Annotated in this window: 13 protein-coding genes; 2 read left to right on the forward strand and 11 right to left on the reverse strand. The window is 69.7% G+C overall.

Annotated elements, in window-relative coordinates:
* Positions 1–4: 4 nt before the first annotated feature.
* The 10 genes from AFR_RS43625 to AFR_RS14770 form a co-directional block, all read right to left on the reverse strand.
* The gene (locus AFR_RS43625) at positions 5–685 is read right to left on the reverse strand and encodes an alpha/beta fold hydrolase (RefSeq protein ID WP_023361268.1); all 681 of its coding nucleotides are present in this window, start codon (positions 683–685) and stop codon (positions 5–7) included.
* Between the two features lie 128 nt (positions 686–813).
* Positions 814–1,191: a hypothetical protein gene (locus AFR_RS14730; RefSeq protein WP_148307963.1), complete on the reverse strand. Its 378-nt coding sequence runs from the start codon at positions 1,189–1,191 to the stop codon at positions 814–816.
* Positions 1,192–1,212: 21 nt separating this feature from the next.
* On the reverse strand, positions 1,213–3,084 hold the full coding sequence (locus tag AFR_RS14735; RefSeq protein WP_148307964.1) for a glycoside hydrolase family 9 protein: 1,872 nt from the start codon (positions 3,082–3,084) through the stop codon (positions 1,213–1,215).
* 112 nt (positions 3,085–3,196) lie between these two features.
* A complete protein-coding gene (locus tag AFR_RS47820; protein ID WP_023361271.1) occupies positions 3,197–4,180 on the reverse strand; it encodes a helix-turn-helix transcriptional regulator in 984 nt (327 codons plus the stop codon).
* Positions 4,181–4,378: 198 nt separating this feature from the next.
* Complete coding sequence (locus AFR_RS14745; RefSeq protein ID WP_023361272.1) at positions 4,379–5,095, reverse strand: GAF and ANTAR domain-containing protein; 717 nt, start codon at positions 5,093–5,095, stop codon at positions 4,379–4,381.
* Positions 5,096–5,507: 412 nt separating this feature from the next.
* Positions 5,508–6,494: a hypothetical protein gene (locus tag AFR_RS14750; RefSeq protein WP_148307965.1), complete on the reverse strand. Its 987-nt coding sequence runs from the start codon at positions 6,492–6,494 to the stop codon at positions 5,508–5,510.
* 89 nt (positions 6,495–6,583) lie between these two features.
* Positions 6,584–7,957, reverse strand: a complete 1,374-nt coding sequence (locus tag AFR_RS14755) for an FAD-dependent monooxygenase (protein ID WP_084298377.1) — start codon at positions 7,955–7,957, stop codon at positions 6,584–6,586.
* A 403-nt stretch (positions 7,958–8,360) separates the two neighbouring features.
* Positions 8,361–8,768: an MmcQ/YjbR family DNA-binding protein gene (locus AFR_RS14760; RefSeq protein ID WP_023361275.1), complete on the reverse strand. Its 408-nt coding sequence runs from the start codon at positions 8,766–8,768 to the stop codon at positions 8,361–8,363.
* Positions 8,769–8,785: 17 nt separating this feature from the next.
* Positions 8,786–9,175 (reverse strand): TIGR03618 family F420-dependent PPOX class oxidoreductase, encoded by a 390-nt coding sequence (locus AFR_RS14765; RefSeq protein ID WP_023361276.1) that lies wholly within the window; start codon positions 9,173–9,175, stop codon positions 8,786–8,788.
* Between the two features lie 14 nt (positions 9,176–9,189).
* A complete protein-coding gene (locus AFR_RS14770; RefSeq protein WP_023361277.1) occupies positions 9,190–9,813 on the reverse strand; it encodes a TetR/AcrR family transcriptional regulator in 624 nt (207 codons plus the stop codon).
* A 57-nt stretch (positions 9,814–9,870) separates the two neighbouring features.
* Between AFR_RS14770 and AFR_RS14775 the strand changes: the two genes are divergently transcribed.
* Positions 9,871–11,016, forward strand: coding sequence for an epoxide hydrolase family protein (locus AFR_RS14775; protein WP_023361278.1), 1,146 nt, complete (start codon positions 9,871–9,873; stop codon positions 11,014–11,016).
* A gap of 58 nt (positions 11,017–11,074) precedes the next feature.
* Entirely contained in the window at positions 11,075–11,977 is a 903-nt protein-coding gene (locus tag AFR_RS14780) for a hypothetical protein (protein WP_238547282.1), read from the forward strand.
* A 13-nt stretch (positions 11,978–11,990) separates the two neighbouring features.
* Here AFR_RS14780 and AFR_RS14785 read toward each other — a convergent pair whose 3' ends face one another.
* Entirely contained in the window at positions 11,991–12,269 is a 279-nt protein-coding gene (locus tag AFR_RS14785; RefSeq protein ID WP_052359715.1) for an Atu4866 domain-containing protein, read from the reverse strand.
* Positions 12,270–12,292 lie beyond the last annotated feature (23 nt).

Here is a 12,292-nt window from a genome sequence, read left to right on the forward strand (position 1 = left end):
GCGGCTACAACAGGGCCCTCAGGTCCGCAGCAAATCGGTACGGGTCACTGAGCTGCGGCATTCGCGCTGCTGCCGTGTAGCGCAGTTCCCCGGTGCCGGTGTCGCATCCAGGGCTGCCGCTGCTGACCAGCACGTGCGGGACGTCGGCCGGCGCTGACGGATGCTCGGCGCCCAGGCCGGCCGTGCGGTAGGCGCTGAAGAGGACACAGTCGGGCGGGGCCATGGCGTACGGGCGATAGACGGCCGGGACCTCCTGAGGCCGGATGGCCGCCAGCAGCTGTTCGGCGGTGTTGACGTGACAGGGGTCCATCTCGTCGGCGGTGACCAGGGTGTGGATGGCGTAGGAGGCGGCGAACGCGGTGGCGATCAGTGCCGATGTGCCGTGTCCCACGACCACCGGCGCCCTGCGCAGATCGAGACTGTGCACCAGCTCGGCGATCTCGCAGGCCAGCTGTGCCGGCGCCAGTCCCTCGCGGGCAGCAGAGTTGCCGTGCCCGGGCAGATCAGGCGCGATGACCACGCAGTACGCCGCCAGGTCCGCGGCCACCGGCCACCAGACCCGGCGGTCGAAGAGCAGGCTGTGCAACAGGACCACGGGCCGGCCGGTGTCACCCCAGCGGTCGTACGCCCACGGCCCGAAGGTGTGGGTGGAGCGGCGCGGTGGCAGGGGTTCGGTGGCGTTCACGGGTGGTCTGCTCTGAACGAGGGCAGGCGGGCAGGCATCACGGACAGTCCTTCGAACGGGGGGTGTCACCGCGCCGCCGTGTTAAAAGACGGCGATCAACGGTGTGGGCGGCGCAGAATCGGCCGGCGCTATACCCGCAGGACTCCCGGCTGAGCGAGCTCCCGGACATGCGACAGAACGGTGAGGAACGGGGACGCGTCCCCCGTGGCCGGCGTCGCGGTCGGCTCGTGTCCCGGGTACACGGTGGTGGCGGCAGGCTCGACGACGCGGATCCTGCTGGTCGTCGTGGGGGTCCATTCGCTGCCGTGGTGATGAGGGTGCTCGCCCGGCCCGTCGAGGGCCGGCTCCTCGCTGCTCGCCACGGGGACGACGGTGGCCCTGTCGGCGCGGTGATGGTCGCTGCCGGCGGAGAAGAGCAGGGCCACCAGGACCAGGACCAGAAGGATCGCGTAATTGCAGGCACGACGACGAGCGGCGTTGCACACCGGCGGCCGTGGGCCTGACATACGTCCAGGGTACGGCGGCGCTCAGAGATCACGGGCGGTGAGGGCGAACGCGAGCATGCCTGTTGCGGTGAAGTCGATGGACGGTTCGGTGTTGGCCGAGACCTGCTCGTCGTCGGTGTACTGGGCGTCGTCGCGGTCGTAGGCCGCGAAGGAGTCCGTGGAACACGCATCGCTGGTGCGCTGCTCGATGAGTTCGTGGATACGTTCGGCCTTGTTGGGTCCGTTGACCACGGCGCCGGTCATGCCGGGCGCCGGAGGTCCGGCGGTCAGACTCGCGATCTGATCGTGGGGGCAGCGCGGGAACGTCGTACCGGCGGCCACGACCAGCGACGTTCCCCATCCGTTGGCGCCCAGGACGACACCACGCTGGGTGGTGCCGAAGTCCGTGTAGCGGTCGTCGCCGGTGATCCCGCGGTACAGCGCGGCGGTGACGACATAACCGAGCTCGCGGGAGGCGTAGTCGTATCCGCCGTTGCCGGCGGCAGCCCGGAACGGATTGGTCCCGGCGGCCCGGACACCGGCGTCGAGGCGCTTTCGAAGATCACGAAGCAGGCCGCCGGGGCTGACACCCGCTTTGACGAGTTCGGCATCGGCGATGGCGCTGAGGTCGTAGACGTTGAGGGCGTCGGTGCGACCCGTGCCGGTGTTGACCTCGGCCCAGTGCTCGCCCTGCCGGGCCCACTCGGACGTCCGCGGATCCCGCAGGGCCTGGCCGGCCAGGACGAGCTCGGCGGCGCCGGTGGCGAGATCGTCGGCCCAGCTGTCCTCCGGATAGAAGCTTCGGGGTTGAGCAGTGACCAGATCACCGGTGTCCGAGGTGTCGGCCAGCGCGAAGATCTGCGCCGCCGCGGCGAGGTGGCGGCGGGCCCGGGCGGGGTCGGTGGACGCCTCGACCTGCGCGGCCAGGGCGAAGGCAGCGGACACCCGGCCGGCCAGGTTGGGACTCAGCGGTGCGCCCGCGGCGGCGGCCCGGAACACCGGCCGGTACCGCTGGTAGTAGCGGGCCTCGCCGGGCTCGGCCGTCAGCCGGTCGTCGTCCTGCGGCAGTCGCCAGGTGTCGTGATCGCCGAGGAAGCCGGGGTTGATGCCACTGCCGATGCCGACCTGCGTGTAGAGCGTGCCGGTGTCCTCGTCCCACATCTTGTCGAGCCAGGCGATGCCGTGCCGGGTCTCGTCCGCCAGCCCGGCCGGTGCCGGTCCGTCCCGCTGCACCAGCAGCATCGCGATCAGCGCGTACGCGGTGGTGTGGGAGAACTTGAGGTAGTCGCCCGCGTCGTACCAGCCGCCTTCGACGTCGACGGGGCCGCCGACCGGTTCCATCGCCGTGACCATCCGGCCGTCGTCGTCGTAGCCGGGGTCGCTGTAGACGGTCGCCTCGCGGTCCGTCAGGTGCGCCGGAGCCCGCCGCCACGCGCCGGCGACCTGGTCGGCGCCGTCGCGGTGAGCCTGGAAGTACACCAGCGAGTTCCCCGCCAGCGGGCCGAAGAGGTCACCGGCCGATCCGATCCGGAAGGGCGGAGACTCGGCGGTGACCGGCCCCTCGACCCGTACGCGATAGGTTCCGGGCCGGGTGAGTGCCGTGAGATCGATCAGGTGAACCGACGGGAACCCGGTGTTCCAGGTGCCGCGGCGGGTCCCGACCGGCGGCAGCACCGTCTCGCCGCGCGGGCCGACAACGGTGACGCGGGCACCCGTGGCGTCCCGCGGTGCCAGCAGCGTCGCAATCTTGGTCTCCCCGGTCACGTAGCCGACCTGGTCGACGCGCAGGGCACCGTCCTGTTCCGGCAGGACGGCCGGAGGCGTCGGCTGCACTGCTTCCCGGCTCGGCAGCACCACCTCGTGGGGTGGCGGGCTGTCGCAGGCAACCGCCGCGAGGACCGTCGCGGTCAGCATCGCCACCACTCGGCGGCTTCGGGTACTGCGGGCGGATCGGGTCACGATGCGCGAGTATCGGCCACGCGAGGGCCGGAATCCGGACTTCCTGTCCGCCGGCCCGGCGGTGGGGTCAGGTTCGCAGGGTGTGGCTCGGGCTGAAGCCGTAGGCGCGGCGGTAGTCGGCGCTGAACCGTCCGAGGTGGGGGAAGCCCCACCGGTTGGCGATCATCGTGACGGTGACGCCGGTGGCCGGGTCGGCGTTCCGCAGGTCGCGGTGCGCGTGTTCGAGACGGACCCTGCGCAGGTAGTTCGTCGGTGTGGTGCCGAGGTGGCGACGGAACGCGAGCTGGAGCGAGCGCGGATGCAGGCCTGTCGCGGCGGCGACCTGCGCCACGGAGATCGGCCGGCCGGCGTTGTCGTCGATGTACGCCAGAGCGCGGCGCAGCCCGTGGGGACGAACATCGCCACCGGTACTCGTCGGACGGGCGTCGAGGCTGGTGTTCGGGAAGGCGGCGAGCGCCGTCCGGGCCAGCAGCAGGCGTGCCTCCGCGATGATCAGCGGATTCGTCCGGAGACTGGGCTCGGAGAGGATGCTCTGGGTGACGTAGGAGACCGTTGCCGACCAGTGCCGGCCCAGCTGCGCCGAGATCGGCTGTGTGCTGTCGAAGCGCAGGTCGGCGCCGTTGAAGCCGGCCGGCGTGTGAGCGGCCTCCTCGAGCAGGGCTCGGGGTAGCCGCGTCGTGAAGACGTCGACGTCCTCGAAATCGGTGCCCAGGGAATGGTCCGGCAGGATGAGGAACACCTCACCGGGAAGGACCCGATGTTCCTCCTTGCCGTGGATCAAGGAGTACCGGCCCTTGATGGCCCGGGAGACGTTGAGGTCACCCTCCGGCACCGTTTCCACGAAGGTGTGCGCCGAGTAGACCATCCGCGACAGACCGACATCACCGAGTTCGGTGGCAACCGTGCGGAGCCGGAACCCCTCGCCGCGATCGTTGGACGACCGGACGCTGAAGTCGACGTAGGCCTTTCGGATGTGGTCGTACCCCTCGTCGGGGTCCGTGGTGGCGAAGCGCTGCCAATGGGTTCCGGGATGGATCGATTCTTCTGTCATGACAGAACCACGCTTAGGTCATCCACGAAACGCAGGTTTTTCGCCGGAGACGAACTTGACCGGCCGACGCCGTGACGCGCTTGCGTATCGTGCGGATAGGTAGGGAACGGTCCTGCTCGTGCCTTGCCGTGCGGGTCCGGCGGATGCCTTCCGGTCAAGCAGTCGGCCGGTGGGCATCCGCGACCGGTGGGGCGCCCGCTAGCGCTTCGGGGACGCCGGCGCCTGTTCGACCAGGGCCGCCGCGACGTCGCGAAGTTTGCGGTTGGTGTCCTGGGACAGCTTGCTCAAGATCTTGAACGCCTCGTCGGCCGTGCAGTGCCGGCTGGCCATGATGATGCCCTTGGCCTGCTCGATCACGGCACGGTGTTCCATGGCGGCCTGCATGTGCTGGGCCAGCGTGGTTGTCGCGTCGTACGTGTGGGCGTTGGACACGGCGACCGCGGCATAACCGGAGAACGTCCGGGCGAGCACGACCGCTTCGTCGTCGAACGCGTCGGGCTTCCGGGAGTACATGTTCAGCGCGCCGGTGACGTCCTCGTGCATCGGCAGGCCGACCGACAGTGAGCTGTGCACGCCTGCTTTGAGGGCCGCCGGGGTGTAGTGCGGCCAGCGCTGCTCGTCACCGAGATCGGGCACCGACACGACGGCGAGGGTCGCGGCCGCCTCCATGCAGGGGCCGCCGCCTTCCTCGTACTGCCGCTCGTCCATCTGGCGGGCGAGCTCGCCGGTGAACGCGGCGGTGCGGGCGTTCTTGGCCCGGATCAGACTCACCGAGGCATCTTCGATGCCGGGAATCGTCCGTTTGGCGAGGGTGGCCACCTGCAGCAGGACACCGTCGAGGTCCGTCTCGTGCAGTTTGATCCGGCCGAGCTCGGCAAAAGCGTGCGTGGGATCCAACGGCTGCTGATCGGTCACGGAATAAATCCCTTGAAAATGGCACAACTGCTCATATCCGCTGAAATGAGCCGAAGCGCAGGTCACTGCAGGCATCCTCCGCGGGGTAGGAAGCCGGGACCTGCGCCGCTTTTTTGACGCTGGGCTCGCCGGCACCACCTTTCGGTGCCGGACCGCAGACCCCAGAGTCTAGCGGTCCACGCCCGGTCATCCACCTCCGGCGAGGCGGCGATTGCCGCGCGCTGCCGGCGGCCACTGCCGGATGCCGTTCGTGCGACCGCCGGCCGATCGCCGCGGTCATCTCCTCGTCGAGCGGGAAGCCGGGTGACCCCATCAGCCGGTAGATCGCGACCTCCCGGCCCGCTGCCTTTACGGTCTGACCGTAACGAGAGACGCGATCCTCCGGCCGGACGGCCGGAGGACCGCTTGCTGGTCAGGCGTCCTGTTGGAGGAACTTGACCGAGCGGGCCTTGTTGTCGAAGGCGATGTCGCTCAGCTGGGAGTGGGCCGTCCCCGCGTCGATCCGCTTGGACGTGCCCGTGCAGCCGTCACCCGTGTAGAGCAGGACGTCCTGGTCGGGGTAGTAGAGATTTTGCCGCAGCGAGCTGACCTGGCCGCGGACCGCGGTGTTGAGCGTGATGCAGGTGTTGGTCGCCTGGAAACCGATGACCTGGGCCGGCCCGTCGTAGAGGACGTCGTTCCACAGACAGATGACCTGGCCGACACACGGGTCCACCACGAACTTGACCGACCGCGCCTTGTTGTCGAAGTCCACGTCGGCCAGGTCCGGGTGGCCCGTCCAGGCGTTCTGCCGGTGCGCGGCGCCGGTGCAGTTGTCGGTGGCGAAGAGCAGCACGTCCTGCCGCCGGGTGGCGTCGTCCTGCAGGTTGTTCATGATCGAGGTGACCTGCCCCTTGAGCGCCGCCGGGAGCTGCACGCACGCGTTGACCGTCTGCTTGGGGTAGGCCTGGAAGACGCCCGCCGACTCGATGTCCTTGTGCAGGCAGACGACAAAGCGCTGCTTACTGCTGCACACGTCCGTCACGAACTTCACCGACACTGCCCGGGTGAACCCGGTCGGGGTCAGATCCCGGAGGTACGAGTAGGAGCCGACCCTGTACGACGTGCCGGTGCACCCGGTGGCGTCGTAGAACAGCACCGCCAGGTCCTGCCGGTTCCTCAGCGAACTCGCCCGTGTCACCGGCTTGGCCAGGTCGGCACAGGTGCCGTCCGCTTGCGTCGGGATCTGCTCCAGCGTGCCGCTGAACTCCTGCGAGGAGTACAGCTCGAGGTACTGGCAGGCGTACGGGTCCTCGTCGGGGTAGCAAGGCGCCGCGGCGGCCGGGCCGGTGGGCGCAGCCGCGGCGGGAGAAGTGGTGAAGGAGACCAGGCCGGCGAGCAGGACGGTGACAACCGCCAAGGCCCGCAAGATCCGGCTCGATCGATGTGGTTCGGACACGATGAAGCCCCCGTTGTGTGCGGTGAACACTGAATTGCCGGGTGACAATATCACCGTTTATCGATGGATGTGGCCCCGCCGAACCAGCGGGTGAGGTGGTCGTCCAGGTCCCGCTGATCGTCGCCGATCCAGGCGACGTGGCCGTCGGGGCGCAGCAGGACAGCCGGGACCTCGAGGTCCGCCGTGGGATCCCCGACACGGTCGACCCGGTCCCGGTGGCCGTCGGCGTTCAGGCGTCCGGTGCGGTCCAGCAGCAGGCCGCGGCCGCGGTGCATCAGGTCGTAGAGGCGGCCCTGACCGAGGTCGAGGTCGCGCAGGCGGCGGCCGAGCAGATCGGGTCCCGGGCCGAAGTCGTACCGGACGCCGATCGCGGTGATCTTCTCGAGCAGGTGGCGGTTGACCTCGTCGAACTCCATCAGCTCGAGGAACAGCCGGCGCAGTGCCCGCGGACCCGGCTCGTCGGACGACAGCTCGGTCTGGGCACGGGTGTTGTCCAGCACGTCCGCGGCCACCGGACGGCGTTCACTCTGGTAGGTGTCGAGCAGTGTCTCCGGCGCCCAGCCGCGGATCTCCGCGGCCAGCTTCCAGCCGAGATTGACCGCGTCCTGAACGCCGAGGTTGAGCCCCTGCCCGCCCAGGGGTGGATGGATGTGAGCCGCATCGCCGGCCAGCAGCACCCGCCCCACCCGGTAGCGGTCGGCCAGCCGGGTGGCATCGCCGAAGCGGGACATCCAGCGGGGGGAGTGCACACCGAAATCGGTTCCGGCGACGGCGCGCAACTGCTGCCGGAAGTCCTCGAGGGTGGGCGGGTCCGCACGGTCGCTGACCCCCGCGGCCGGGACGACGACGCGGTAGAGCCCGGCGCCCGCGGGCCTGAGGCTGAGGCGCCGGTCCGAAGCGGCGAGCTCCGGCTGCGGCAGATCAGCTGCCATCTCTCCCATCAGCGTCTCGGTGCGTGACGGCTCGCCGGGGAAGCCGACGCCGAGCAGTTTGCGGACCGTGCTCCGGCCGCCGTCGCAGCCGACGAGATGACGCGCGCGCAGCCGTTCGCCATCGGCCAGCTCGACGGTCACACCGTTGTCGTCCTGCTCCAGGCCGGTCACCGCACACCCGCGCCGGACCTGCGTACCTTGGTCGATCGTGTGTTCTTCGAGCAGGCGGACGAGGACCGGCTGCGGGATGCCCAGCAGATAGGCGTGCGCGGAGTCCACCTCGGCGGGCGCGGGTCTGTCGATGGCGGCGAAGTAGGCGCCGGCCGGACGTCGCCGTCCGTGGGCGGCGATGCGTTCCAGCAGCCCGCGCATGGCCAGCAGCTCGAGACTGCGGATGTGCAGACCGACGATGCGGGCGAACGACACGGGTTCGGTGTCCTTCTCCAGGACGAGCACCCGCACCTCGTGCAGCCGCAGCTCGGCGGCCAGCATCGCGCCGGCCGGCCCGCATCCGGCAATGATCACGTCGTGGTTCACAGGGGATTGCCTCTCGGGAGTGCCTCATGGGCGAGGCGCTCCCGGCGACCCCTACGTCGATCGCCCTACCGTGACGGCCAGGGGGAGCACCCACATCGATACAACGTTCACGGGGCTCACCTCCTCGGGTGGTGTCGCGGTCAGTCGCAAGGTACAAGGCCCGGAACGACGCGTCCACCGCATTAACCGCGGGCATACTCGCTTATCAAGGAGAGCTGACATGAACGATCGCGCACGCCGTGTGGGGGCCGATCTTCGCCGGGTGTGTGCTGTCGACGATCGGCCAGTGCCTGCCCAGCGGCCGGGAGCACCCGGTGAGCCGCCGGAGCGGATGGCCGCCGGCGCGATCAAGGCGCGGCTAGAGAGCTGAGATTCGGGCGGCGAGGAACTTCGGGGCCATCTCGCAGTAGCTGTCGGTGAGCAGCTCGGCGATCTCGGTCCAGTCGGTGTGATCGCCGAGGACAGCGCCGGCGACGTTGTGGCCCCAGCCCGCGCGGAAGAACGGGAAGCCGGTGCCGACGAGACCGTCGAGGTCGTCAGGGGGTACGCGGAAGGTCAGGAGGGTGGGATCCTCGCCGATGACCGGATGGCGGGGGTAGGACAGGGTGCGCGCGGGGTCGGCCGTGTAGACGTGGGCGATCGTGCGTTTGCGGATGCGCCAGCGGACGCCGATCCACGCCGGTTCCTCGTAGGTCTCCGGCAGTTGCCGGCAGATCGGGCGCAGCCGGTCGAGGATCTCCGGTCGCACGTCTCCGGGGGCGGACATGGATCGACACTACCGGCTCAGGGCTGGTGCAGCTTCTCGACCTTGACGGTGAGCAGGACACGCTGCTGATCGCCGCCGCCGAAGCCGGGGTAGGGCCGGCCGATGTACTTCTGGGACAGCTCGTCGATGCTCTCCCGGGCGCCTTCGGTGGTGGCGTTCACGACGATCCCGCGCAGCGCCCAGGACCGCAGCGGCGCGGCCGGGTCGGCGATGCCGATGGCGATGCGCGCGTCACGCCGGATGTTGCGGGTCTTCTGGTGGGTGTCCACCGTGTTGATGAGCACGTGTTCGCCGTCCGTGCCGGCCCAGGTCTGCGAGATCTGCGGCGAACCGTCGGGCATGAGGGTGGTCACGAAGCAGATGGCCTTGGTGTTGAGGACCGCGATCAGATCGTCGGGCAGGGTCATGGTGGGCTGAACCTTCATCTCTTCTGGTCGTTGTAGAGGTGGTCGATGACTGTCTCGTCCGGCGGGTCGCCGGACAGGTCGGCGTGGCGCAGCCCGGCCAGGGCCACCCGCAGGGCCCGGCGCCACAGCTGCGGTGCGAAGGTGCGGGAGGCGTCCATGACACTGCCGACCATCAGGTGCGCGGCGGCGAAGTCGGCCGGGGTCGAGCCGGTCGGAAGCTGACCCGCGGCCACGGCCCGGGTGATGAGGTCCGCCACGAGCGGCGTCATCCGCTCGTGTGCCCGCTGGACCAGCGCCGTGGCCTGGCTCCGGCTGCGCAGCAGCTCGCCGAGCCCGCGGCTCTGCGCCTCGATCTCGAGCTGCTGCTCGAGGAACCACGTCAGCCCCGCCCAGGCGTCGTCGTGGCGCGAGGCCTGCTCCGCGAAGCCGATCACCGTGTCGATGTGCTCGCTGAACAGGGCGTCGAGCAGGTCCTGCCGCTGCGGGAAGCGTCGGTACATCGTGCCCATCCCGGTGCCGGCGGCCTTGGCGATGTCCTCGTAGGGAACGTCAAGACCTTTCGAGGCCATGAGCTCGTACGCCGTACGCAGCAGCAGCCGGCGGTTGCGCTCGGCATCACGCCGCAGGGGAGCGGTCATGTGGTGATCGTAGGCTAAGTTGAATTCTTATTCCACTTCTGGGTCAGGGAGCATCTGATGAACAGCTGGCCGATCGCGGTCTCCGACGACGACCTGCACGACCTGCGGCGCCGTCTCGCCGCCACCCGCTGGCCGGACCGCGAAACAGTCGCGGACGGCAGCCAGGGACCACAGCTCGACCGCATCCGGGCGCTGTGCGACCACTGGGCGACCGGCTACGACTGGCGGCGTACCGAACGGGCCATCAACGACCTCGGCTCGTCGCGCACCGTCATCGACGGCATCGACATCCACTTCCTGCACGTCCGCTCGGCCGAGCCCGGCGCGGTTCCGCTGCTGCTGTGCCACGGCTGGCCCGGCTCCGTCCTGGAGTTCCGGCACCTGATCGGCCCGCTGACCGACCCGGTCGCCCACGGCGGCCGGGCCGAGGACGCCTTCCACGTCGTGATCCCGTCCATGCCCGGCTTCGGCTTCTCCGGCAAACCCACCGGCACCGGCTGGAACATCCCGCGGGTGGCCGACGCGTGGGTCACCCTCATGCGGCGTCTCGGCCACGACACCTTCTTCGCCCAGGGCGGCGACTGGGGTGCGGCGGTGGTCGAGCAGATCGCCCGCCGGGCACCCGAGCACTGCCGGGGTGTGCACTTCAACCTGCCGCTGGTGTTCCCGACCGGGCAGGAGATGAGCGAGGCGACCGAGGACGAGCAGCGGATGATGGCGCGCGCTCAGCGCTACCAGAGCGAACTGGACGGATACGCCCGTGAACAGGCGACCCGTCCACAGACGATCGGTTACTCACTCGCGGACTCGCCGGCCGGCCTCGCCGCCTGGATCTACACCCTCTTCCAGGACGTCACCGACAGCGACGGCAACCCCGAGAAGGTCATCGACCGCGACGAGATCCTCGACGACATCATGCTCTACTGGCTGCCCAACGCTGCGGCGTCCTCGGCCCGGCTGTACTGGGAGGACAGGCAGAGCACCACCATGAGCGGCCCCGGGGAACCGAACCCGGTGCCCGCCGGCTTCAGCATCTTCCCGGGCGAGGCCGTGCAGGCCTCGCGGCGCTGGATCGAACGCCGCTACCGGACCGTGCTGCACTACGACCAGCTCGACCGCGGGGGTCACTTCGCCGCCCTCGAGCAGCCGGACCTGCTCACCGATCAGATCCGGACGACATTCCGATCACTGCGGGACGCCTGACCGGAGTAGGCAGTTGTTGCCGACGCGCCGATCGCCGGCGCCGATCAGGATCGACGCCATGGCAACACTTTCCCCGGAGACGACAAGAACGAGCAGGACCGGTTCGTGGAACCGCCCGATGATGGTCCTGGCCGCGGCGATGGCGGTGCTGGTGGTCGTCACGACCATCGGTGTCCTCGCCGACGGCCGGGTGCTGACCGGGTCCGCGATCTGGCTCAAGCCGTTCAAGTTCTCGGTCTCGATCCTCCTGTACGCCGTGGCGCTGGCCTGGATGCTGTCGTTGCTCCCCAGGCGCAGCCGCCTGGCCGAGCGGTCGGCCTTGGTCATCGTGCTGTCGTTGTTCATCGAGATGGCGGTGGTCGTCGTCCAGGTGATCCGGGGGACGACCAGCCACTACAACATGTCCACGCCGTTGAACACGGCGCTGTGGAACATCATGTTCGCGGCGATCATCGTGTTGTTCTTCGCGCACCTGCTGATCGCTGTGGCGGTGCTGCGGGCGCGGATCCCGGATCGGGTCGTGCGTACCGGAGTGGCTCTGGGGGTGGGTGTTTCCCTGGTGGGCCTGTTTGTCGCCACCCCGATGGGCAGTGCGAACCAGCACACGGTCGGGGCGGCGGACGGCGGTCCGGGCCTGCCCGTGGTCGGCTGGAGCACCGTCGGCGGGGACCTGCGGGTGGGCCATTTCATCGGGCTGCACGCGTTGCAGGTGCTGCCGCTGCTGGCGTGGGGGCTGACGCGGTTCGCCGGGCGGCTGTCCGAGCGGGCCAGGGTGCGGCTCCTGCTGCTGGCGGGGGCCGGCTACGCCGGGATCACCGTGCTGACCACCTGGCAGGCCCTGCGGGAGCAGCCGCTGATCCGCCCGGACGTGGTGACGCTGACCGCGTTCGGGGTGCTGGCCGGTCTGGTGCTGGCCGGCGTCGCAATAACCCTGCGAGCCGAGGCCCGTCAGGAGCTCTGAGCGCCGAGGCCCGTCAGGTGGTCTGAGCGGCGTGGTGCGCCCGGCTGCCCTCGCGGTAGAAGAGGTAGCCGCCGTGGTGCAGCACGTCGCCGTCGAACCGGCCGTCGGCGGTGAAGCCGGTGTCGTCCCAGTAGTCGATGTGCTCGCCGGAGACTTCGTAACGGCCGGTGTAGGCGCTGGCCCGGGTGCCGCGGGCCTCGTCGTAACGCCCGTCGGCGCGCAACTCCTGCCGGATGTGGTTGTCCGAGGTCACCCACATCCCGAGGTGGCTGGTCCCTGTGTGTTCTTCCATGCGGCCACGGTAGGTGCGCCCGG

Origin of the sequence: Amorphoplanes friuliensis DSM 7358 (assembly GCF_000494755.1) — a bacterium.
GTDB lineage: Bacteria > Actinomycetota > Actinomycetes > Mycobacteriales > Micromonosporaceae > Actinoplanes > Actinoplanes friuliensis.

Bases quoted from the DNA above. Each gene is read 5' to 3' on its own strand.
- AFR_RS14730 (WP_148307963.1), bottom strand. From the start codon at position 1,191: ATGTCAGGCCCACGGCCGCCGGTGTGCAACGCCGCTCGTCGTCGTGCC.
- AFR_RS14735 (WP_148307964.1), bottom strand. From the start codon at position 3,084: ATGCTGACCGCGACGGTCCTCGCGGCGGTTGCCTGCGACAGCCCGCCA.
- AFR_RS47820 (WP_023361271.1), bottom strand. From the start codon at position 4,180: ATGACAGAAGAATCGATCCATCCCGGAACCCATTGGCAGCGCTTCGCC.
- AFR_RS14755 (WP_084298377.1), bottom strand. From the start codon at position 7,957: ATGCTGGCCGCCGAGCTGCGGCTGCACGAGGTGCGGGTGCTCGTCCTG.
- AFR_RS14760 (WP_023361275.1), bottom strand. From the start codon at position 8,768: ATGTCCGCCCCCGGAGACGTGCGACCGGAGATCCTCGACCGGCTGCGC.
- AFR_RS14765 (WP_023361276.1), bottom strand. From the start codon at position 9,175: ATGACCCTGCCCGACGATCTGATCGCGGTCCTCAACACCAAGGCCATC.
- AFR_RS14770 (WP_023361277.1), bottom strand. From the start codon at position 9,813: ATGACCGCTCCCCTGCGGCGTGATGCCGAGCGCAACCGCCGGCTGCTG.
- AFR_RS14775 (WP_023361278.1), top strand. From the start codon at position 9,871: ATGAACAGCTGGCCGATCGCGGTCTCCGACGACGACCTGCACGACCTG.
- AFR_RS14780 (WP_238547282.1), top strand. From the start codon at position 11,075: ATGGCAACACTTTCCCCGGAGACGACAAGAACGAGCAGGACCGGTTCG.
- AFR_RS14785 (WP_052359715.1), bottom strand. From the start codon at position 12,269: ATGGAAGAACACACAGGGACCAGCCACCTCGGGATGTGGGTGACCTCG.